This window comes from Dickeya ananatis, assembly GCF_019464615.1.
GTDB lineage: Bacteria > Pseudomonadota > Gammaproteobacteria > Enterobacterales > Enterobacteriaceae > Dickeya > Dickeya oryzae.
In genome coordinates this window covers 1,187,311-1,209,088 of sequence record NZ_CP040816.1, presented here as the reverse complement: position 1 = coordinate 1,209,088, position 21,778 = coordinate 1,187,311, and the positions used below count along the sequence as shown (strand labels likewise).

Here is a 21,778-nt window from a genome sequence, read left to right as displayed (position 1 = left end):
ACAGACAGGATCCGGAAACTACAACAAATGACAGAACAAACGCCTCACTCCCCGGATAACACCGGGCATAGCGACCTGCGGCGCAATCTTACCAACCGCCATATCCAGTTAATTGCCATCGGTGGCGCTATTGGCACCGGCCTATTCATGGGGTCGGGAAAAACGATCAGTCTTGCAGGCCCATCGATCATCTTTGTTTATATGATCATCGGTTTCATGTTGTTTTTTGTTATGCGTGCGATGGGGGAACTGCTGCTCTCTGACCTTAATTACAAGTCATTTAGTGATTTCGCCGCCGATTTGCTCGGACCGTGGGCCGGATTTTTTACCGGCTGGACATATTGGTTTTGTTGGGTGGTAACTGGTATTGCCGATGTCGTCGCCATCAGTGCCTATGCACAATTCTGGTTACCGGATTTATCACAATGGATTAGCTCACTGCTTTGTGTGTTGCTGCTCCTGACATTGAACCTGGCTACCGTTAAGCTGTTTGGCGAAATGGAGTTCTGGTTCGCCATGATTAAGATAGTCGCCATCGTCGCACTCATTGTGATCGGTGCCGGGCTGGTTATCATGCATTTCACCTCACCTTCTGGTGCTGTCGCATCCGTGAGCAATCTGTGGCAGGACGGGGGATTTTTTCCTAAAGGGCTCAGTGGCTTTTTCGCCGGTTTTCAAATCGCGGTCTTTGCCTTTGTTGGTATAGAGCTGGTCGGCACCACCGCGGCGGAAACCAAAAATCCTAATGTGGTATTGCCACGCGCTATCAACGCCATCCCCATACGCATAATCATGTTCTACGTCTTTGCGCTGATCATGATTATGTCCGTAACGCCATGGAGTCATATTGCGGCGGATCGCAGTCCGTTTGTTGAAATGTTTGTCCTGGTAGGGTTACCGGCGGCGGCCAGCGTCATTAACTTTGTGGTACTGACATCCGCAGCGTCTTCCGCCAATAGCGGGGTTTTCTCCACCAGTCGCATGCTGTTCGGGTTGGCCAGACAAGGGGACGCCCCGGCACGCTTTGGCCAACTGTCTAAACGCGCCGTACCGTCAGCAGGCCTGCTTTTTTCGTGCCTGTGCCTGCTTTCCGGTGTGGTACTGATCTATTTAATTCCCAACGTCATGACGGTGTTTACTCTGGTGACGACCGTGTCCGCCATTCTGTTCATGTTCGTATGGAGCATTATCCTGTGCTCTTATCTGGCGTACCGTCGGCATCGCCCACAGTTACACCACACCTCTTCATACAAAATGCCATGCGGTATAGTGATGAGTTGGGTTTGTCTGGCTTTCTTTGCTTTTGTACTGGTATTGCTGACGCTGCAGCCGGATACACGGCAGGCATTGATGGTGACACCAATATGGTTTGTGGTGCTGGCAATCGCCTATCAGCTTATTCGCCAGCGTAGAACACAGGCCCAGGCATAAACCCCAGACGCCAAAACAGAGTGTAAAATAGCCTGAGATTCAATACGGTCAGCTACACCTGCTGGTATAGCTGACCGTATCCGATTAAACACTTACTGTTTGTCGTACACCGTTCACCGCGTGCTTTGCTTGTTCACACTGATTCAAAATAGTTTGTGCATGCGAATACAGAATCTTGCCCGCTTCAGTCGGCGTTACGCCACGACGACTACGTACCAGCAATTGCTTCTCCATTTCGCTTTCGAGCGTGGCAACTTGCTGGCTCAGCGCTGGTTGCGCAATATGCAACATTTCAGCGGCCTGGGTCAGGCTGCCAATATCAACGATTTTTACAAAGTATTTGAGCCGTCTCAGATTCATGTGTACCTCCTGAATAGTTACGGCTTAGTAGTAGCAAGAAGCGCGCCAGATCATTTCACTATTATCAAAAAAAGTGCTCCAGTGGCTTAACCCACTTAAAAATAAGTAAAAGCAATGGTGATAGCCGCAACAGTAACAATACTAATTCCCCCATCATGAGCCGCTGCCCGCCCGTCGCTCAGCCCACTCGCACTAAAATAGTGCAAATGCTGCTATCTGAAAGTGCATTCCTGAACTAGTGTCGACCATCGGCTGGTGTAAAAAACGCCGACTACCGCAATAATTTCAATAATTTGATTATAAGTTCAGCAAACAGTCACCCTCAGCGCTATCATGCTTTGACAAGCACTCAGGCTGCCGCTATCATCCACACCACTTAGCGATTCCTCTGTAGTTCAGTCGGTAGAACGGCGGACTGTTAATCCGTATGTCACTGGTTCGAGTCCAGTCAGAGGAGCCAAATTCTTGTTTTCATGCCTCTTTGCGAATCCTTATGTAATTCGGATTCAATAAGTTAGCGTGAAATGTCTTCCCGGTGCATTTTCAGTTTTCCCTCTGCATCGGGAGAATTTGGTGGTCAGATTTGGGGTCAGGTTAGTTCGATGACGGAGTGACCCCCACATGTCTCTTAATGACTCAAAAATCCGCAACTTAAAACCATCTGCAAAACCCTACAAAGTTTCCGATTCTCACGGTCTGTACCTGTTGATTAATCCCGGCGGTTCACGTCTCTGGTATCTCAAATATCGTATCAATAAAAAAGAATCCCGCCTTGGTTTAGGTACCTACCCCGATGTATCGCTGGCTGATGCGCGTCAACAACGTGACAGCATCCGTAAACTGCTGGCGCAGAATATCAACCCCGCGCACCATCGGGCGGCTGAAAAAGCGCCCCGTTCACCAGAAAAATCATTCAGAGATGTAGCCCTGGACTGGCACAAGAGCAACCGGATATGGTCAGAGAGCCATGCCACTCGCCTGCTCGCCAGCATGAACAACCATCTCTTTCCGGTTATCGGGCACCTGCCCGTCACGGAGCTGAAACCCCGTCACTGCATCGGTCTGCTGAGAGGGATTGAGAAAAAAGGTTTACTGGAAGTGGCAGCCCGTACCCGGCAGCACCTGTGCAACATCATGCGTCATGCTGTGCATCAGGAACTGATAGAACACAATCCGGCGGCCAATCTGGACGGTATTATCGCCCCGCCGGTTAAACGTCACTACCCTGCCCTGCCGCTGGAGCAACTACCGGAACTGTTGACGCGCATTGAGGACTACCGGCAAGGACGGGAATTAACCCGGCTGGCCGTATCGCTCACCCTGCATCTGTTCATCCGCTCCAGCGAATTGCGCTTCGCGCGATGGTCGGAAATTGATTTCAGAAACCACATCTGGACTATTCCCGCTACCCGCAAAGCCATCCCCGGCGTACGTTATTCCGGGCGTGGCGCGAAGATGCGTACCCCACATATCGTTCCCCTCTCCCAGCAGGCCATCGCTATTCTGAGACAGATACAGGAAATCTCCGGACATCAGGTGCTGATATTTCCCGGCGCTCACAATCCGTATAAACCGATGTGCGAAAACACGGTCAACAAGGCGCTGCGCCTGATGGGCTATGACACAAAAAATGATATCTGTGGTCACGGATTCCGGGCTATGGCCTGTAGCGCGCTGATGGAATCCAGCCTGTGGTTACAGGATGCGGTTGAGCGCCAGATGAGCCATCAGGAGCGCAACAGCGTGCGAGCGGCTTACATCCATAAAGCGAAATACCTTGATGCCCGACAAGCGATGATGCAATGGTGGTCGGATTATCTGGATATGAACCGGGAGGGATACGTTGCGCCCTATGTTTATGCGCGAGAATGCAGGGAGCGCGCAGTAAACTTTATCATCGGTTAGCAAAAAGTATTCGCTGTATGTCCCCTGCCCATTAACGCAGGGGACATACAGCATTGACCATCTCAACGTAATGAGCCACAGGCTTATTGCCGGAGTCAACAGCGTGCGCCCCACCGTGACTGGCGGGGCGAGGTGTCTGGCTGTCAGGCCGACGGTTTGCTGCGCGACCAGATCAACTGGTGCTTGCCATTCTCTTCTTCGATAAGGCGAGCATAGAGGGTTGCCGGGAAGGAAGGGTCGTCGAGCGTCACCGACAGATAAGGCCGTTCGGCCTGGCTGATTTTCCGCCAGGCTGCGCCGATGTCATAACCACCGAGGGTCTGAATGCGGAAGTCAGGTGCGTGCTCGCTGCTTTTGTCGCAGGGGATGAACCTGGCTTTGACATTCAAAGTCAGAGTGCGGACGGTGCCAGTGAAGCCGTTGTTTTGTGTGGTGAAGGTGCCGATGTTAGCCATGATGTTGCTCCTTTCGGATTTTCAAGGTCGCGCCTGTCGCGTCCTTTGTGGTGATCCGAATGGCAGGAGCCGGGCTGGCCGCATCGCTTGCGACCGTAACACCGTGAAGGACCGGAAGAGGCAAAGAATTTGCTGCGCGAGGAAGGCGTTTGCGCCGGGGAAATTGTTTGCCTCTTCCGGTTGCGGCCATAAAGCCTGTCTCCTGCAAGGATTCACAACGAGCTCAAGGACGCACAGGCTGACCAGGCCGAAAGGCGCACTGGCTGACCCGGCTTCCCCGCACAACAGCTTTACCGGCTCCTCTCCTGATTCGGCCAAGCCCATCCCCCCCGCGACAGGCGACATGCCCTGCTGCCAGTCCCTCGCTGCAAACAGCCTATGGCGTCAACCCGGTCATCAGGCCGGACGGCATATTGGTGACGCATCCTTCATGACCGCAACACCATCATCGCCAGTGTCAAAAACGGCAAGCATCCATGCAACCTGACGCAGCAAGCTATGGCAAACGAAAACGCCCCGCCAATTACGATGGGTAACCTTTTAAGACTGAAAAGATGCCAATTACCCTTTCTATACACGCAAAAATACCGGAGCTAACACGTAATAACCAATAATGACAGCAGTACATCTATTTTTATGACAAACTGCATCACTTTAAGTAAAAATTTCATTCTATAAATTCAATCTGGCAGAACAGTTATGGGCTGTCCATGCCAGTGAAACACTGTGATGACATCCATTCATAAAACTAAACAATACGTATCTCAGATGCTGTGGTGGTGCTACCACTGCAGGCGGTAGCCCACTTGTGATACAAGGTTATCTCATTCCTTGTGGATTTTTATTTTTTTCTTAAAAGATAAAAAAATAAAAATGACATACTCTGGTCATTCTAACTAAACCTCTTCCACGCCATGGAAATTTATATATAAAAGTTTAACGTCATACACGGCAATTTTATTAACCCCCCAGTTATTCCCTACGCACAGGAAAGGTTGTCATGCTGAAGGAGATTACATCATGCAAAAACAGACCTTCCTTTTAAACACAAAGAGCAGTATGCCTGAATGGATGACGATACAGGAGGCTATCAGAATAACGAAGAAAACAACAAAAACAGAACTGACGGACAGTGATATTTATCGCCATGCTTTATATGGCAATATCAGCCTTTCCATCTACTTCCAGTCACCGGTTGTTTTACGAAAAATACGAACATTGGATAATAAATTGAAGCTACGCCCGGTCGGACACTCATTCATCGACCGACTTTGTTTGCTCGATAGAAACAGTTTCCTTGGCAAACGAAATCTTATTCTCAGTACCGAGGGACGATACATTACTCCCACCCAGCCAATTATCGACACACTATTAGCGGGACATGAGTACGTTATAGTACAACGCTTGCTTGCCCGCTCCCTGCACATTCCATTACCACACATCGGTGAGAATGAGATCAATTACGGTATATCGGTAACTCTTTCAGGAGAGATATTTCAGGTATTCGAAAAGTTCACATGGCAGGAAAGAATAAACCAGAAAATCATGCGACTCCCTGAGAAGATGTGGACTGATATTTATCAAGAGATTCAACAACAATGCATGAATCCAAACCTCCGAAAGGATTACTTTCCGGTTCACGACCTACCGCAAGATGCCTGCTTTGTCATCCGGCATACTGAACTGGAAAAGTTAATCAACATGCCGACCAAAAACCAAACATCCTCGTCATCTTCCACACGGATATCCACGCCGTTATCACGATTATTCTGGCTCGCCTGCAAACATAATGAGGCCATTAGCCCATTAATCAGGCAGCCCTATAAACTGTTGTCCATTTTTGAGCAATGGGCATCAACTGATGGTATCACCGACCATCTAAGTGGTGACACACTAAAAACGGCACTGGAGCGAGGATCCCCCACATCCATTTCGGGATCTGGTTAATAGAGTACGTCCTCATTCAATCCAAGCTGTGTCTCTTAATCACCTGTGTGCTGGAAAATCACATAACGCTTACAGGTGATGGCAGTGGAAATGTACGAAATCGGCTCATAAATGAGCGAATTTAATGCATTTTTTCACCATCAATCAGTGAATATGAATTAAGGGACACAGCCTGATATATGATCGTTGAACTAAACAGCATAAAAAGCAGCCGGAAGGATCATTGGGATCGCTTCCGGCCCTGTCAATATCAAGCAGGGAATTTCCCATTTTTATATGACTGCCAAAGATAGTTTATAGGCCAGCCATTAGTATTTCCCTTCAATATGTCTTTCGCTATTATTTCAATATCATCTGATATTCTTGATGCAATTTCAGGCTCTTTGATAATCTTAAATGAAAGTTTAAAGGATTTTTCACGAAGGATATCGATGAAATCTAAATCATCCTTACTAAAAACCTCTTTTTATAATCTATTGAAATTATTCATCCACTCCGAATCAAATGTTTTTGAATCGCGAGAATCCAATACATTTTCTACATCCAGATTTTTTAAGAAATCAAAAAATGATGGCGAAGATAACACATTTTCCATGTCTATAAGATTGCTATTAATCATTACATCAACCCTTGTTTGGTAAGCCAGTTTTCAATTAGGTCTACAGCTTGGCTCGGTGTTACATTTGAACCCAATATATGTGTACCATTTGGAGAGCGAACATCCACTTTGATATCGTCCAAACTCGAATACGCTTTCTTATCAGGTGCAGGTCGTTAAAGCCGAATTCGCTGGCTTGCCTGTAAACATAATTAGGAATATTAGTCCATTAATTAGACATCCCTATGAGATTGTTGTCCATTTTTGAGCAATGGACATCAACTGATGTTATCACCGACCATCTAAGCGGCGATACATTAAAAACTGAACTGGAGCGCAGCTCGCCAACGTCCATTTCGGCATCTATCGGCATCTAATTGATAGGGTACTTCCTCATTTAATCTAGGCTGAGCTCCTTAATCACCTGCATTGCATGGAGGGAAATCATAAAGCGTTGGCAGGTAACGGCAGTGGAAATATACGAAATTGATTCATAAATGAACGAATTCAATACATTTCTTCACCATCATCAGTGAATCTGAATTAAGAGATACACCTAATATATGATCGCTGAACTAAACAGCATAAAAAACAGCCGGAAGGAGCGTGTGGATCACTTCCGGCTTTTATTTTATAATGGATAGTCATCAACTTTATTTACATCAATAAAATCCTCTAATTCCACACTGTATTTTGATAGTTGTTTCATAAGTTCATCTATTGAATCAAGATAAGTGTAACTTCCGACTCTATCGTAAGATGGATCTAGCTCATTCTCTATATCTTCCGCTAGAAAGTGAGAAACTCTGAGTTTAAATTTAGCGTCAGACTCATTGCATGAATTTGCATAAGGAGAACCACCTAGCATTGCTCCCGGCTCCGTTCTAAATGGATAGCTGGGTCTTAGATTATCTTGTAAAGATAATTCAATCCAAGAGCGATAGTCATCATCTCCGCCATTGAACTCTTTTATCAAGATCTTTCCTTGTAATAGATTTATAAGGTTTTTACTTTCCATATCTGATTACCCCTCTCTACCACGGGAAAAATATATGAATTACATTTCCATCAAGTTCATGAATTTGTAAGTGCGGAAGATCACCGTCAGGATTATTGGGTCCATGTCCCATAACACGATTTTTGTTATTAGGGTCCATAACGTCATCCCAATGATAGGTTCCTGACTTCGTTTTATTTCCTGTGAGATATTCCATTATGTTTTTTGTGCTAGGACCTGACTCTCCAGTCATATTTTTATAGCCGGACCCTAAATATCTATCCATGAATAGCTGCTCTGCGTCACTTCTTGATTTGACAGTGACTTTAACCTCGCCGCTATCTAGTAATTTATTCGCCTTATCTCTGGTAACTGGACAACCAGCCAATCCCAGCGGATCAACCCAACTTACCGGGTTTTTGACATAAGCATAGAGGTTAAGACCACCTCTTATCCCTATCGGGTCTGGCGAGACATAACACCCACCGGCCGGGTCGTAGTACCGAAAGCGGTTATAGCACAGCCCGCTTTCGCTGTCACGGAGCTGCCCGGCGAAGGCCAGGCCGGGGTCCGAGCTTTCCGATTTTTCTGCCTGACGCTGGCCCCACAGGGTGGCTGTCGGGGCCTGCCAGCGCAGGGTGCCGTCCGGTGTGAACAGCGCCTGTGGGGTGCCGTTCTGGCTGCTGGTGACAAAATCCGTTTCCCAGTCGCCTCCGGTGTGCTGGCGCTGCTGTACCACCAGCTCCCAGCCGTTGTAGACCCAGTGTCGGCGCTGTATCAGTTGGCCGTGGCGGTAGTGGCGGATTTCCGCTATCTGGTCGCCGTCCCACTGGTAGCGAATTTCTTCGGCTTTCTGGTCGCAGCGTTTGCCCACCCGGCGACCGAACGGGTCGTAACGGTACAGCCAGCGTTCGCCGCTCGGGGTATCCACCACCCGCAGCTGGTTGCGGCTGTCCCAGCGGTACTGCCACACCTGCGGGCGGTAGCCCGGCTGCACCACCTGTTTACGGATAAGCCGTCCGGCCCTGTCGTACTGGTAATGGGTGTCATCGTGCTGAACCAGTCGGCCAGACTGCCACTCGGTAAGCCGCCCTGCCTCCTGCGGCAGGCCGCTGCGGGTGTAGTGGAAGCGGGCGGTGGTGTCCACCGGTTTGCCTGCGCCGCATCAGGTCAGGTAGGGATGGGAAACGGACGGTAAATCACCGCCACTGAGCGGCAGATAATAATAAGCCGTAAGGATCGTTGGGATCGCTTCCGGGTTATTGTTTAAATAACTACATATCTTTCTTTTGCAAAACCTACAGGCCAATGACCTGAGTAATAAATCTCAGTAATCCTTTCCCATCTGTTACCAAGGGAAAAATATCTCTCTGTAATAAGTTGCCTAAACGCAAAGCAAATTGCATTTCTCGCTGCAACACTAAAATCATGAGGAGAAGAGATAAAATTAGCTTTATTAAGCTCTCTTGTCGCAGAGATCACGTATTTATTTATCTCTTTACGTAATTCAATAAGCTCTTTGGGGTTGGCTTGTTTCTTATAAAATGGATCATCTTGAGTGGGTGAAGTCGGAAGCCATTCGGTTTTTTTATAGAACCCTTTAAAATCAGTATCTGATGGCTCAATGAATACTTTTCTTACATTTTCAATGAGTATAACATCCTCTTCATGGAGGTTGTTAACCCCCATGAGAGAGAAAAAGCTAGCAGCTTCTATTTTTTTTATCTCTTCAGTTATATCAACCATATGGCAGCCTTAAATCGGTTATCGTTCCAGGGGGTAAAGCTTTGCGTCCTTGTTGAATCGTTGTGCGAAGCGTTCCTCCGGCAGCATGAGGGCCGGGTATTCCGGGAAGTGAATGGTTCGGCAATGTTCCATTTGTTGGCATTAAATTCCACCATTTATTTGCACCACCACTCTCCAGAGGAATTATATGATGTGGTGTAGCTCCTTTTGGCCACGTCATCCCCATATTGGCCTCCCATTGTTTCATTAGGTAATCTTGAGTTTTTACAAACTCTTTTCTAGCCATTTGGTTTTGGAAAGCGCTACGCCTCTGGATGACTGGGAGATTGTTTCGCAGTATTTGTGCTTGTTTTGATGTAATACCACCACCCGGTGAAGCAACTTTATTTGCATCTTTTATTATATCGTCAAGTACAGAGCACCCCGCCAACCCCAGCGGGTCGATCCAGGTAATCGGATTCGGCGCGTAAGCGTAGTTATTATCCCCGCCCGCTATTCCTATCGGGTCTGGCGAGACATAGCACCCACCGGCCGGGTCGTAGTACCGAAAGCGGTTATAGCACAGCCCGCTTTCGCTGTCACGGAGCTGCCCGGCGAAGGCCAGGCCGGGGTCCGAGCTTTCCGATTTTTCTGCCTGACGCTGGCCCCACAGGGTGGCTGTCGGGGCCTGCCAGCGCAGGGTGCCGTCCGGTGTGAACAGCGCCTGTGGGGTGCCGTTCTGGCTGCTGGTGACAAAATCCGTTTCCCAGTCGCCTCCGGTGTGCTGGCGCTGCTGTACCACCAGCTCCCAGCCGTTGTAGACCCAGTGGCGACGGGCCACGAGCTGGCCGTGGCGGTAGTGGCGGATTTCCGCTATCTGGTCGCCGTCCCACTGGTAGCGAATTTCTTCGGCTTTCTGGTCGCAGCGTTTGCCCACCCGGCGACCGAACGGGTCGTAACGGTACAGCCAGCGTTCGCCGGTCGGGGTATCCACCACCCGCAGCTGGTTGCGGCTGTCCCAGCGGTACTGCCACACCTGCGGGCGGTAGCCCGGCTGCACCACCTGTTTACGGATAAGCCGTCCGGCCCTGTCGTACTGGTAATGGGTGTCATCGTGCTGAACCAGTCGGCCAGACTGCCACTCGGTGAGGCGGCCTGCCTCCTGCGGCAGGCCGCTGCGGGTGTAGTGGAAGCGGGCGGTGGTGTCCACCGGTTTGCCCGCACCGCCGCTCAGTACATCCAGCACCCGGCCGGTGGCGTCCAGACGATAACCTTCGGCGTCGCGGTTGTGACGCACCCCGGTCAGGTTACCGGCACCGTCGTAGCGGTATTCCCGCGTCTGTGCCGCCAGCAGGTGGCCGTCGTGCTGTGCGCCGCTCATCTCCCGCGTCAGCCAGCCCATCACGTCGTACTCCCGCTGCTGGACAAAGCCGCTGCCGCCGCGGTGTGACTCGCGGCCCGCTGCATCCTGGGTCAGGGTCAGGTCGGCACCGTCCGGCAACTGCACCTGCCGCAGCTCGCCGGTGCGGGTGTAATGGAACAGACTGGTGAGCGGCGCGAGGGGGCCGGTGGTGTCCCCGGCGTCGCCGTCCCAGGTCAGGGTGCGGGTGACGGTGCGGGCCGCGTCATCGTACTGGCGGGTGAGCAGCGTGCCGTTGTGCCATTCACGCACCACCCGGTCGCGCAGGTCGTAGTCCAGTTGCACATGGGCGGTGGCTGACGAGACCTCGGTCAGGCGGCCCACCGCATCATAGCGGTAGTGCAGGGTGTCGTCCGGCGCGGTTTCACGCAACAGCAGGCCGCGGGCGTCGTAGAGGAAGTGACGGGTGTCGCCTTCGCCGTTGCGCACGCTGACGCACAGGCCGTCCTCGTCGTAGCTGTAGTGCGTCTCGGTGCCGGTCATGTCACGCTCGCGGATGACCCGCCCGTCGGCATCCAGCCACCACTGCCAGCGGCTGCCGTCCGGGGCAATAACCGTTGTCAGTTGCTGGCTCTCTTTATCGTACGCGTAGTGCCAGGTGCGGCCTTCGGCGTCGGTGCGCGCGGTCAGCAGGTCGAACGGGCCGAAGGTCTGACGCCACAGCGCGCCGTTGCCGTCCACGTGGCTCAGCAGGTTGTTGTGGCGGTCGTACTGGCGCTGCTCTTCCTTGTCATCCGGGCGTATCAGCTGCTCCGGCAGCATCCAGCTGGCCCGGCGGTAGCCGAGCCGGAAACGGGCACCGTCCGCCCGTTGCCACTGCACCACCCGGTCCTGCCCGTCGTAGCGTAACTGCTGGGTACGGCTCTCGGCGTCAGTGGCACTCAGCAGCCGCTGGCGGTGGTCGTACTGTAACCGGGCCTGCACCTCACCGGCGGCGTCGCTGACCTGGGTCAGCAGGCCGTAGCGGTTCCAGGTGAATCGTACCTCGCTGGCATCCGGCCCGGTGAGTCGCTCCGGGTTGCCTTCGGCGTCATACACCCAGCCCCACTCGCGTCCCAGCGGGTCGGTGACGCCGCACAGCCGCAGCGCGTCGTCGTAGTCGTACTGCCACTGGTGGCCGCTGGCGTCGGTAAAGGTGCTGACCCGCCCGGTATCGTCCAGATAGCCGAATTCGACCACCCGCCCGGCGGGCGAGATTTCCCGCAGCAGGTTGCCAACCTCGTCGTAGTCGTAGCGGGTGACGTGACCGAGCGGGGATGTTTCCCAGCTCATCAGGTGCAGGTCGTTAAAGCCGAATTCGCTGCGCTGGCCGTGGCCGTCGGTCATTACCACCCGGTCGGGCAGGTAGTCGAAGCGGGCGGTCAGGAAACCGTCGGCGCAGGTGGTGTAGACGCAGCGCCCCTGTGCGTCGTATTCGTAGCGCGCCCAGGTCTGGTCGTTATCGTGCCAGCGGGTCAGCCGATGGGCGGTGTCGTACTCGTAGTAGAGGTGATAGGCGTGGGTGGCGTCCGCTTCCACCAGTCGGCCCTGTTCGTCCTGGCGGTACACGGCCAGCAGCGTTTTCTGGCCGCCATCGATGCGTTGTATCTGGTACAGGTACTCACCCTGCCACACCAGCAGCAGGGTGACGCCGTCGCTGTGGCGCACCTGGCGCAGGTAGCCTTTCGGGTCGCGCACCAGTTCGATGCGGTTGTCGTGGCTATCGTGAATGGCCGACAGCAACCGTCGCTCGCCCTGCACCACGCTAAAGTCGCGCCAGGTCTGCTGGTCGCGGTGCCACAGGCTGAAACCCTCGCCCCGGCGGTGCAGGGTAAATTCAGGGTAGTGCGGGCAGTACACCGCCTGTACGTCCTGATGGAAGGTAAAATCGATGTCGTAGCCCTGTGCCAGCGTGATGACCACGTGGGTGTTGAGGCCGTCGCGCGTTACCGTCGCCACCTCGCTCCAGCTGTCGTGCCAGCCGCGGCCCAGCAGCCCGACATGTACCGAGGCGGAGCGGTAGGTGCGTTCGAACACCAGCGGCAGCGTCTGGCCCAGCGCGATATCGGTACGGGATTCAATCACCTCGCCGCTGGCGATATAAACCGGGTCTTTGAGGAAACCGCGCACCGCTTCCGTGACACGCGACAATCCCTTGTTGTTGCGAAACCCCTCACTGGCACATTTAACGGCGCTTTTCAGTCCTTTTAGCGTTTTCAGCGCCCCGACACGCATCCCTTTTAGAACCCACATCGGCCCACGGGTGAACAGTTTCCCCAGCCCTTTGAACATGCCGCGGCTAGGCGGCACCAGAAACTCCACCGCAATCAGCAGCGCCTTTTCCCACCAGCTGAATTCGTCGGCTATCTCCAGATAGGTGCCCTGCCCGGAACCGAAAAATACCGTCGAGGCCCCTTCCTTGAGGGTAGCACCACACACGGTTTTATCGTCGATACGGGCGGCCGGTGCGTCGTTCACGAACACGGATTCGCTGCCCTGGGCAATCAGTTGCGGACTGTTGTGCTTGGTGCAGGCGACAGTATCTTTCGTGGCGCGGGCCACCGGCTGCTTTTCGACAAACACGTTACCCGAGCCAGACGCCACCGGCCCGAAGGCCGGTGATGCACTGTCCACCATCGCCGACACCTTGCTGGACACCGCGTCTATCAGCCCACCCAGCAGGCTGACCGCACCAAATCCGGCGGCCAGTTTTACCGCCCCCACCACCAGCGCCGCCCCCATCCCGCCAGTCCCCACCACGGCGACGGCGATAGCGCCCGCCACGGCGGCGGCGGCGGTAAATACGGCGGCCGCCACCAGCGCCCCGGCCACGGCACCCGCCAGTGCACCCAGGAAGCTCTTGTGCTTGATGGTCTTGCCCGGCGACGTTGGCGGTTTACCCTGACAGGGTTGCGGCCGGTCGGCGGGCGGGTTGGGACGGTTTCCGGCATGCATGGCCCCTACCCGGGCCACCCGGCTCAGAATATCGTTGAGCATCGTGACTCCCTTCAGGACGCGGCTTTAAACGTCTCGATGACCGCCAGCAGGGCGGCTTTCTGTTCATCCTGCAGTTCACCGGCGGCGGTAAGGGTAAAGGTCAGCAGCAGCTCGCCGCGTACCTGCATCACCACCACCTGGTGCATCGGGCCTTCCGGCGAGCGCCAACTGTACTCCAGCCCGCGTGCAGGTTGACCATCCAGCGTCAGTTCCCAGGCGGCACGCTCCTGATAGCCCTTCAGGTGGGCGGAAAACTGTGACAGCGTCTGTTCATAGACGGTGTCCGGCGACAGGCCGAATTCAATCGGCGTGCGGTTGACCACCAGATTGGCGGTATCGCCCGGCAGCACAAACACGTGCAGCGACTCGTCGCGCCAGCCCGTCGGAATAGCCAGGATGCCTTCGTTCATCTGATACATGCGTGCTGCTCCCTCAGTTCAAATCGATACGGGTGCCGTTCAGCACCAGTCCTTTGCCGGTAATGGAAATGTTGCCTTCGCTGTCAATGGCGATGAAGCCACCCGCGGTGGCAATCAGGATGTCGCCGCTCTGGGACTGGATGGCGATATTGTTTTTCACCTGCAGCGACTCGTTGTCGTCAACGGTGGTGTGGCGGTTTTTGGTGACGGCGACGGTCTGCTCGCCCTGAATTTCGGTGACCTGATTTTCCTTCACCGACACCGTCTGATTGTGCTGCACCACCACGGTCTGGTCGCCGCCGACATTCTCGGTATGACTGGCGTTGACCGCCGTGCTGCGGTTATTCAGCACCACGGTGTTCATGTCCTTCTGGGCGTGGATAAACACCTCTTCCTGCCCGGCCTGGTCCTCAAAGCGTAGCTCGTTGAAACCGGCCCCTTTATGAGTACTGGTGCGCAGCGAGGTGCGGGTCTTGTTGGCCGGTAGCGGATACGGCGACGGGTTGGTGGCGTGAAAGGTGCGACCGGTGACGATGGGCTGGTCCGGGTCCCCTTCCAGAAAGCTCACCACCACCTCATGGCCGATGCGCGGAATGGCAATCAGCCCGTACTGACCACCGGCCCAGCCCTGACTGACCCGCACCCAGCACGAGCTCTGGTCGTCGCTGGCACCGTAGCGGTCCCACGGGAACTGCAGCTTCACCCGGCCAAACTCGTCGCAGTAAATTTCTTCACCCGCCGGGCCGACCACGGTGGCAATCTGCGGGCCGTCCACCATCGGCTTGTACGGCATGGCCGCACGCCAGGTGGTGGTGGCTTTCACCACCTCGAAGCTGTTGCTGATGGTGGTCGGCTCGCCGCCGCTCTCTTCCTCCAGCGCCTGCGGCTGCTGGCCGCTGTGGGTCACCGCCACCACCTGCCAGGCCAGATTAAACGCCGGGTTCGGGTGCTCGGTCAGGGTAAAGGTGCCACCCGGCATCAGTTCGGCAGCGTTGGATTCACCCGCCCCGGTCATTGCCCCGGCACGCAGCGCGTCCAGCCGGTAGCCGGTAAACGCCTTGCCGCTCGGGTCCTGCTTGAAGCGGCCGGGGTAGTCAAAGTGCTGGTAGGATTCACGCTGATGGTCCAGCTCGCTGCTCATCCTGTTGTGCAGCAGCCCGTAGGCCGGGGTCTTGAAGCTGTAATCCTTCAGCGCCACTTCGGCGGTACTGACCGCTTCGGCGTAGCGGAAACGCCGCACATACGCCCCTTCGCTCAGCCCCTGCGTGGCGAGATTGAAGAACAGTTCCGGGCCTTTGGCCAGCGCACCGGCGTCATCGGCGAACACCACCCGGTGCTTACCGGCGTCGAACTCGTGGAAGTAGAACAGCCCTTCTTCTGCCGCCAGCCGGTGGATGAACGCCAGGTCGCTTTCGCGGTACTGCACGCAGTACTCGCGCACCGCGTGGTCGTGGCGCAGGGCGAAGGCATAATCGGTAATCCCGGCTTCTTCCAGCAGGGTACTGATAATCGCGTCCGGCTTCTGGGTCTGGAAGATGCGGGCGTTGGTACGCAGACCGAGCCGCCACAGCGCCGGGCGCACTTCTGCCTGATAGCGGGTGCGGCGAAAACCGGTGTCACCCTGGGCAAAGCGGCTGACGATACCGCTGACCCGGCGCTGCAGTTCGCCTTCATACCACACCAGCAGCTCGCACGGCTGGTCCAGCACCGCGCCGAAATCGATGCCGGGCTGGCTGCTGGCCAGATTGAGCGACAGCGCGAACGGCTGGTTCAGCGCCTCGCTCAGTTCAAAATCCACCACCGCGAAGGTGGTGTCCGGCAACGCGCCGACCTTCACGGTAAACTGCAATCCGGTACTGTTGGCCACCTGACTTCCTCCTTATTCCCTGTCTGCGTCCGCACTCAGCGATGACCCCTTTCATCGCTCAGGGCAGGCTGAAAACGACAACACCCGGACCGGAGTCCGGGTGACGGCGTGATTACGCTTCGACCGGCGCGCGCCAGTCGTCAGAGCCGGAGGTCCCGGCCACGGTGTGCTCCCAGTCGATTTTGCGGTACGCCAGCGATACTTCGATAAGCTGGGTGTAATCCTGCTTGGACGGGTCCTGGCAGTGTGGCATCTGGTTGTTGATGTCGACGATGGTGGCGTCGGTCAGTTTGGTGGTGAAGAAATGCTCCTGCTTGCCTTCGACAGAGGTGCGGAACCACTTCAGGGTCACGGTCGGCAGCATTTCGCCGGAGGCCAGCGCGTTATACAGCAGCGGTACGGCTTTATTCAGGGCCACGGTGAACTTGAACGGTTTGTGCACGCGCTGACCGGCAGGCTGGCCGGACTGCGGGTCGGTCGGTACGGTGACGATGTGTTTGAATTCCTGCACCAGCATCTCGTCTTCGTGGCCCTGCACGTAGATGTTGCCGACGGAGTCGGAGGTGAAGGCACCGGCGGTGATATTGCCCTGCGTTTTACCTTCGATGCTGATATAGCATGGAGTTGGCATAGTCTTGCTCCTTGTTGTTGAACGGTTAGTGTGACTTCACCGTTTACATAGCAATGACTGTGCCATTTTTTATTTTATTGTTTTTAAAGGAAAAAATAATATCGCCATTTTCCCTAAGTCAAATTCACGCAAAAAATGGCCCAGACTTCCCGAAAAAACGGCATCCATTGCGCAAACAGGGATTTATGCTGGAAAGTGAGCAATAAATGGCCCAGGATGCGCACTTATTCTGAATTCTTCTCTTAATGACATGAAACGCAGGCCTGTTTTTTCGGCGAAAGTGCATGAAAAAAACAACGGGCACCGTTATTGAAAACCCCCTGTTCGACTCACACAATCTACTGTGTTATCCCCAGCTTGAGGCACTTGCCGTTAAACGTTCGCTTAGGCATATTGAGACTTTCCGCCGCCAACTGGCGGTTGCCGTCAAACTGACGTATCCGTTCCTCAATAACGGCTGTTTCGCGCTGCTGTACGGCAAGACGTAGGTCATGGATGTATTGAAAGTCCTCATCCCGTCGGCCAGTACTGCTTGCCAGACGAGCCTGTAACTCAGGTGGCAATACCTGCACGGTCAGTCGCTGCCCCGGCGGCGTATGAGCACAGGCCACCTCCAGCACATTACGCAGCTCCCGCACATTACCAGGAAAGTCATAGGTGATTAACTGGCGCAAAAGCGCACGATCCAAAAACACAGGTTCTTTCTGACTCTCTGCACAAAACTGCTCTATGAAGTGCTGGCTCAGCAACGGAATATCGTCAGCGCGTTCGCGCAATGGCGCGACATGCAAGACACACTGACACAGACGATGATAGAGATCCTGCCGGAACTGCCCTTCCAGGACCCGTTGTTCCAGTGAGTGATGCGTTGCGGCAATCAGCCGAAAATCCAGGTCGATTTCCTGCTCCGCACCCAGCGGACGGATACTGTGGGTTTCCAACACCCGCAGCAGCTTGGCCTGCATGGAGGCAGGCATATCACCCACTTCGTCAAGAAACAGCGTGCCCCCATTGGCCTGTTCCACCAGGCCAACCTTTCGGCATTGAGCATCGGAGAACGCCCCTTTCTCATAGCCGAATAATTCACTCTCAATCAGGTTTTCGGGAATGGCGGCACAGTTAATCGCCACAAACGGCTTATCAGCCCGCCCAGAGCATTGATGCAGCAGACGGGCAACCACATCCTTGCCCACACCGGTTTCACCCAGGATCAAAACAGACAGGGAATACTCGGCAGTCTGGCAAATTTTCTGCTGTAAATCCTGCATGCTTGCTGATTTGCCTAGTAATGTTTCCTGCATCCGCTTTTCCTGCGCTTGCCGGTATTCCTCATCCCGAAGCTGACCAATCGATTTCTTGAGTATTTCCCGCGCCTGCTGTCGACAGCTCAGCTCACGTAACAGGCTCAACTGACGGCAAAACACCTGCGCCAGACGTTCACAATCGCGACGCCGATGCCATTCCCGCAGGCGGTCTGGTCTATCCAGTAATGCCAGTATTCCCAACACCTTGCCGCCATCTGACAATAACGGTATGGCATAGAGCCCACACACCGTACTCATGGCAGACAGCATGTGATGAAATGCCGGGTTACCGACACGTGCGCCACCCTGTAACGACGCCCAGAAGCGGGCCTGATTTTTATGCAGAACATAAGACAACGGATGGTTGAAATCATCTACGTCAAGTTCCAGCGTCACCGGATTATTCTCAATAAAACCCTGACACACCAATTGCCTGCCAGTGCTATCGACCAACCCGAGTACGCTCCCCTGCGGTTGCCAGTCAAGATGCAGAGTTGTCAGTAACCAGTCACACAATCCGGCTTCATCATGCTGATTGGTAAGATTAAAGACCCACTCAAGAGATAAAGATAGTGTCGGCCTATTTCCTCTGTCAGTGTGAGATTCACTGGTAGATAATCCTCCATGTTCAGACATCATCATCCCCCTGTCGTATTCATCATCCTTTTAACAGCCTATCGAGATACTTTAACATCTCTAATTATTTGGGAATATTGGTTTTATAGGGAAGGTTTCACTGTGGTAGTGATATCGCACTTTGGCTATGCTACGTGCGCTGATAGTAAAGTAAGGATGACAAATGAAGTGCCTGAATTGTGATAACGATGCGCGCAAAGAATCTGGCTTGTGTTGGGATTGCGAAGACAAAGAACAACAGAAGATTAACGGTATTCTCTTCCTTCCTGCGCTGGGGATTGTTCTCTCTGTGATGTCGACGCCATTTTCACTTTACGACATCATCAGTTCGGTGGTTATTCACTTTAAGAAAACTGGATTTTTGGGTTACTACGCTCTGGGCCTGATACTTTTCCTGCTTGTCATGTTTGCTCTGGAAGTTTTCACCGCCTTGAGCTTCTTCCTACGCAAAAAGCGCACGCGAAACGTCATGATTATCTACTATCTCATGAGTGCACTGCTGGCGTGTTACATGGTCTTGCTACCGGCTTACCTCTCCAATACAAAATTCAGCACAAGTGAAATACGCATGCTGGTTTCGGCTCTCATTGGTATTACCGTTTGGATCCCATACTTTCTGTTCTCGAAAAGAATTCCATTGGTATTTAACCGCTAGCCAACTTCGCACACTTTCTGAAAACGATGTCATCCAGACTGTGAAGAGGAACGCTCATCAGAGAGTTTACCAAGCAATCTCAGTGATCCTCGACTTGCGAGATCACTCTGTCCGACGAAAACCAACGGGTATATCTGCGTCTCATGCACGAAGACTGGCCCGATAGCATCGGGCCACAAAGAACAGATGACCTGCACCCCGTCAACTAACATACGATGATGCAAGCACGGCCGCTCCTGGCACTTGGCGGGCATCTTTGCGACAGGGTCCGCTCAGAGCGAGGAACGGACATTGCTAACAGCGTTCTGTATCAATCAACGGGTAGCAGGTCAATGCGGCCCAGACTTCCAGGAAAGCCCTCTGGCACTTTTTTATTCGTCAAAGGCATAGAATTTGTAGCGTTTTCTGAGATCGTCTGGTTATGGCTCGTGAGATAGCTACATAGAAACTGTTTCCTTTGAACGTTCTTTGGGCAAGATCGGTCAGGCAAACTGAATCGCCTTCGAGCATATTAAGCAGCACGGAGGAAGTCATGTGTGATAATAAAACTGATAGTTACGCCAGACGTTTTAAACAGGTCTTTGATTATATTGACTGCCATCTTGATGACACATTATTACTGGAAAAACTTAGTGAAGTGGCTCATTTCTCGCCATTTCATTTCCATCGTCAGTTTTGTAGTTATTGTGGGATGCCACCTGGTCGTTACATCCAGATGATGCGCTTAAAGCGCGCATCTTATCGGCTGGCTTTTAATCCGTTAGAGAAAATCACTGATATCGCGTTCGACGCCGGTTTCCAGCATTCTGAATCATTTAGCCGTGCTTTCAGACAAATGTTTGGTCTATCACCGACGCAATTCCGCCAGCAGCCCCCTTGGGTAGATTGGCATAAGCGCATATCCGAACCTTACAAAGCCAGGAGACAAACAATGCAAGGCCAGGTCAAGATCATTAATTTCCCCGCGACATCAGTCGCAATGCTGACTCATTATGGACAACCGGAGCTAATAAACGAAACTGCGGCTCGCTTCATTCAATGGCGAAAAACCTCGGGTTATTCGCCTGTTGCCAGCAGCCAGACATACGGTATTGCACCACACGATCCTACCTTAACGGCGCCGGATGAATTTGAGTTCCATATTTGCGGAACCGTAACGTCACCGATTGCGGAAGACAATCGCTTCGGGGTGATAAATAGCGCCATCCCTGCTGGCCGATGTGCGGTGTTACGCCATCAGGGATCGCATGATGCCTTAACCGAGTTAGCCAAGACGCTGTATCGTGACTGGTTGCCTGAGAGCGGAGAGGAACTCCGCGACTTCCCGCTTTTCTTTCATTACCACAACTTTGTGCATGAGGTAGCGGAACATGAGTTACTCACTGATATCTATTTGCCGTTGAACCCACAGCACGGAACGGATAGAGAGTAAGGTCACCAAGCACCTTGAACAGCGTCGCCTGATGCTGCAATGGTGGGCTAATTTTCTGGATGCTAACAGCAACGGTCTGATCAGGCTGTTTGACAGTATCAGGAAGGTGGCAAGGAACGGTATTCTGGTTCCGTTTGACGCCAAAAACCGGGAGATGTTTCTGTTCCACACGATAGACGAACTGGAACAGGCTCCCGACAGCCACGATTAAATGCCGTCAATGAGGAAATCTATTGCGGCTTTTACCTGATTACGGTACTGCGACGCATCACAGAACACCGCACCCAACGCCTGCACAGGGATACTTGCCAGCTCGTGCGTCATTACGGCGTATTCTTTGCCGTCCGTCAGCCTGACGACGGGGACAAGGCGATCCGGTCGGCGACCTGCCGGGTACTTTTCAACCGGGAGCAACGGGATCACTATCCGACGATTCAACTGCCCAATAATATCGCTCGTGACATCAAGCAACAGCGGGTAAATGGTGCTTTTCCCGGTATTACCGTATACGGTGAATTGCATGGTTAAAACGTCCTGTATTCATCGCTGAAACAGCCGTTTTCATCATGAAAATGATTTAATGCGTCGATAGCTTCCCTGTTCTCTTCCTGCCATTCTTTCGCTTCATGACGGCGAAGTTCCGCATCCAGAGCGGCGGTCAGGGTAGCACTCAGGTTAATGCCTGCTTCACGCGCCCGGAGCAGTAAGGCACGCTCTACCGTCATGGTCACGCTCTGCGTGTTGCGTTGTTTCACGGTCATGATGGCTCTCCTGCATGAAATACGTGCGTATTACACGGCACAATACACTTTATCATAACACCAAAAACAGGCCCGGCTACCGTTGCAGTCTTGCAAACGTCACCGTCAGCCGTCATACCTGAGCCGTCGTTTATAGCAATCAGCGGTGTAAAAACGCTATTTGCGGGATGCGCGGGCTCTTTGCCGCCCGCACCCGCAGCCTGAGAATTCCCCAGGCATTCAATGCCCGGAAAATTCTCAGGGAAATTGAAACATCCGT

At 53.3% G+C, this 21,778-nt stretch carries 15 protein-coding genes, 1 tRNA gene and 6 pseudogenes; 8 read left to right on the top strand and 14 right to left on the bottom strand.

Annotation, left to right across the window (positions count from 1 at the left end; translation table 11 throughout):
- Positions 1 to 27: 27 nt before the first annotated feature.
- The gene (cycA, locus tag FGI04_RS05195) at positions 28 to 1,431 is read left to right on the top strand and encodes a D-serine/D-alanine/glycine transporter (protein ID WP_407273236.1); all 1,404 of its coding nucleotides are present in this window, start codon (positions 28 to 30) and stop codon (positions 1,429 to 1,431) included.
- Between the two features lie 93 nt (positions 1,432 to 1,524).
- On the opposite strand, the pseudogene FGI04_RS05190 reads toward cycA, so the two are convergent.
- Positions 1,525 to 1,791: pseudogene (locus FGI04_RS05190) on the bottom strand (LysR family transcriptional regulator); the annotation flags it as partial.
- Between the two features lie 384 nt (positions 1,792 to 2,175).
- On the opposite strand from FGI04_RS05190, the gene FGI04_RS05185 reads away from it, so the two are divergent.
- Together FGI04_RS05185 and FGI04_RS05180 are read left to right on the top strand one after the other, a co-directional pair.
- A tRNA-Asn gene (locus FGI04_RS05185) sits at positions 2,176 to 2,251 on the top strand.
- Positions 2,252 to 2,412: 161 nt separating this feature from the next.
- Positions 2,413 to 3,696, top strand: coding sequence for a tyrosine-type recombinase/integrase (locus FGI04_RS05180; protein ID WP_407336390.1), 1,284 nt, complete (start codon positions 2,413 to 2,415; stop codon positions 3,694 to 3,696).
- Between the two features lie 143 nt (positions 3,697 to 3,839).
- On the opposite strand, the gene FGI04_RS05175 is transcribed toward FGI04_RS05180, so the two are convergent.
- Entirely contained in the window at positions 3,840 to 4,151 is a 312-nt protein-coding gene (locus tag FGI04_RS05175) for a DUF736 domain-containing protein (protein ID WP_038926124.1), read from the bottom strand.
- A 1,020-nt stretch (positions 4,152 to 5,171) separates the two neighbouring features.
- Here FGI04_RS05175 and FGI04_RS05170 point away from each other — a divergent pair.
- Positions 5,172 to 6,098 (top strand): hypothetical protein, encoded by a 927-nt coding sequence (locus FGI04_RS05170; protein WP_407339954.1) that lies wholly within the window; start codon positions 5,172 to 5,174, stop codon positions 6,096 to 6,098.
- A gap of 250 nt (positions 6,099 to 6,348) precedes the next feature.
- Here FGI04_RS05170 and FGI04_RS21415 read toward each other — a convergent pair.
- Positions 6,349 to 6,693, bottom strand: a pseudogene (locus FGI04_RS21415) (immunity protein PIM1 family protein).
- A 23-nt stretch (positions 6,694 to 6,716) separates the two neighbouring features.
- Positions 6,717 to 6,845, bottom strand: a pseudogene (locus tag FGI04_RS21410) (hypothetical protein); the annotation flags it as partial.
- A 31-nt stretch (positions 6,846 to 6,876) separates the two neighbouring features.
- Between FGI04_RS21410 and FGI04_RS05165 the strand changes: the two are divergent.
- A pseudogene (locus FGI04_RS05165) lies at positions 6,877 to 7,073 on the top strand (hypothetical protein); the annotation flags it as partial.
- A 254-nt stretch (positions 7,074 to 7,327) separates the two neighbouring features.
- On the opposite strand, the gene FGI04_RS05160 reads toward FGI04_RS05165, so the two are convergent.
- The 8 genes and pseudogenes from FGI04_RS05160 to FGI04_RS05125 form a co-directional block, all read right to left on the bottom strand.
- The gene (locus FGI04_RS05160; protein ID WP_226068718.1) at positions 7,328 to 7,714 is read right to left on the bottom strand and encodes a hypothetical protein; all 387 of its coding nucleotides are present in this window, start codon (positions 7,712 to 7,714) and stop codon (positions 7,328 to 7,330) included.
- Positions 7,715 to 7,730: 16 nt separating this feature from the next.
- Positions 7,731 to 8,855 (bottom strand): annotated as a pseudogene (locus FGI04_RS05155) (RHS repeat domain-containing protein); the annotation flags it as partial.
- A 104-nt stretch (positions 8,856 to 8,959) separates the two neighbouring features.
- Positions 8,960 to 9,439 (bottom strand): hypothetical protein, encoded by a 480-nt coding sequence (locus tag FGI04_RS05150; protein ID WP_168365435.1) that lies wholly within the window; start codon positions 9,437 to 9,439, stop codon positions 8,960 to 8,962.
- Positions 9,432 to 13,814: an RHS repeat-associated core domain-containing protein gene (locus FGI04_RS05145; RefSeq protein WP_434964882.1), complete on the bottom strand. Its 4,383-nt coding sequence runs from the start codon at positions 13,812 to 13,814 to the stop codon at positions 9,432 to 9,434. Before FGI04_RS05145 ends, FGI04_RS05150 begins: the two co-directional genes overlap by 8 nt.
- Positions 13,815 to 13,825: 11 nt before the next feature.
- Positions 13,826 to 14,233 carry a DUF1795 domain-containing protein gene (locus FGI04_RS05140; RefSeq protein WP_407321191.1) on the bottom strand — a complete coding sequence of 136 codons (408 nt, stop codon included), beginning with the start codon at positions 14,231 to 14,233 and terminating at the stop codon, positions 13,826 to 13,828.
- Positions 14,234 to 14,246: 13 nt separating this feature from the next.
- Positions 14,247 to 16,100: a type VI secretion system Vgr family protein gene (locus tag FGI04_RS05135; RefSeq protein WP_407336389.1), complete on the bottom strand. Its 1,854-nt coding sequence runs from the start codon at positions 16,098 to 16,100 to the stop codon at positions 14,247 to 14,249.
- Between the two features lie 112 nt (positions 16,101 to 16,212).
- On the bottom strand, positions 16,213 to 16,731 hold the full coding sequence (locus FGI04_RS05130; protein ID WP_407336388.1) for an Hcp family type VI secretion system effector: 519 nt from the start codon (positions 16,729 to 16,731) through the stop codon (positions 16,213 to 16,215).
- A 338-nt stretch (positions 16,732 to 17,069) separates the two neighbouring features.
- Positions 17,070 to 18,671 carry a sigma-54 interaction domain-containing protein gene (locus tag FGI04_RS05125; protein ID WP_407336387.1) on the bottom strand — a complete coding sequence of 534 codons (1,602 nt, stop codon included), beginning with the start codon at positions 18,669 to 18,671 and terminating at the stop codon, positions 17,070 to 17,072.
- 163 nt (positions 18,672 to 18,834) lie between these two features.
- Between FGI04_RS05125 and FGI04_RS05120 the strand changes: the two genes are divergently transcribed.
- The 3 genes and pseudogenes from FGI04_RS05120 to FGI04_RS05110 form a co-directional block, all read left to right on the top strand.
- Positions 18,835 to 19,326 (top strand): DUF2569 domain-containing protein, encoded by a 492-nt coding sequence (locus tag FGI04_RS05120; protein WP_019846719.1) that lies wholly within the window; start codon positions 18,835 to 18,837, stop codon positions 19,324 to 19,326.
- A gap of 532 nt (positions 19,327 to 19,858) precedes the next feature.
- Complete coding sequence (locus FGI04_RS05115) at positions 19,859 to 20,758, top strand: AraC family transcriptional regulator (protein WP_016941019.1); 900 nt, start codon at positions 19,859 to 19,861, stop codon at positions 20,756 to 20,758.
- Positions 20,759 to 20,831: 73 nt separating this feature from the next.
- A pseudogene (locus FGI04_RS05110) lies at positions 20,832 to 20,969 on the top strand (mobilization protein mobC); the annotation flags it as partial.
- On the opposite strand, the gene FGI04_RS05105 reads toward FGI04_RS05110, so the two are convergent.
- Entirely contained in the window at positions 20,966 to 21,280 is a 315-nt protein-coding gene (locus tag FGI04_RS05105; protein ID WP_226093284.1) for a CcdB family protein, read from the bottom strand. The pseudogene FGI04_RS05110 and the gene FGI04_RS05105 sit on opposite strands and share 4 nt — an antisense overlap.
- A gap of 2 nt (positions 21,281 to 21,282) precedes the next feature.
- Entirely contained in the window at positions 21,283 to 21,519 is a 237-nt protein-coding gene (locus tag FGI04_RS05100; protein ID WP_407336386.1) for a type II toxin-antitoxin system CcdA family antitoxin, read from the bottom strand.
- Between the last annotated feature and the right edge of the window lie 259 nt (positions 21,520 to 21,778).

Coding starts and splice junctions, on each gene's coding strand:
- cycA (WP_407273236.1), top strand. CDS start 28: ATGACAGAACAAACGCCTCACTCCCCGGATAACACCGGGCATAGCGAC.
- FGI04_RS05180 (WP_407336390.1), top strand. CDS start 2,413: ATGTCTCTTAATGACTCAAAAATCCGCAACTTAAAACCATCTGCAAAA.
- FGI04_RS05175 (WP_038926124.1), bottom strand. CDS start 4,151: ATGGCTAACATCGGCACCTTCACCACACAAAACAACGGCTTCACTGGC.
- FGI04_RS05170 (WP_407339954.1), top strand. CDS start 5,172: ATGCAAAAACAGACCTTCCTTTTAAACACAAAGAGCAGTATGCCTGAA.
- FGI04_RS05160 (WP_226068718.1), bottom strand. CDS start 7,714: ATGGAAAGTAAAAACCTTATAAATCTATTACAAGGAAAGATCTTGATA.
- FGI04_RS05150 (WP_168365435.1), bottom strand. CDS start 9,439: ATGGTTGATATAACTGAAGAGATAAAAAAAATAGAAGCTGCTAGCTTT.
- FGI04_RS05145 (WP_434964882.1), bottom strand. CDS start 13,814: ATGCTCAACGATATTCTGAGCCGGGTGGCCCGGGTAGGGGCCATGCAT.
- FGI04_RS05140 (WP_407321191.1), bottom strand. CDS start 14,233: ATGTATCAGATGAACGAAGGCATCCTGGCTATTCCGACGGGCTGGCGC.
- FGI04_RS05130 (WP_407336388.1), bottom strand. CDS start 16,731: ATGCCAACTCCATGCTATATCAGCATCGAAGGTAAAACGCAGGGCAAT.
- FGI04_RS05125 (WP_407336387.1), bottom strand. CDS start 18,671: ATGTCTGAACATGGAGGATTATCTACCAGTGAATCTCACACTGACAGA.
- FGI04_RS05120 (WP_019846719.1), top strand. CDS start 18,835: ATGAAGTGCCTGAATTGTGATAACGATGCGCGCAAAGAATCTGGCTTG.
- FGI04_RS05115 (WP_016941019.1), top strand. CDS start 19,859: ATGTGTGATAATAAAACTGATAGTTACGCCAGACGTTTTAAACAGGTC.
- FGI04_RS05105 (WP_226093284.1), bottom strand. CDS start 21,280: ATGCAATTCACCGTATACGGTAATACCGGGAAAAGCACCATTTACCCG.
- FGI04_RS05100 (WP_407336386.1), bottom strand. CDS start 21,519: ATGACCGTGAAACAACGCAACACGCAGAGCGTGACCATGACGGTAGAG.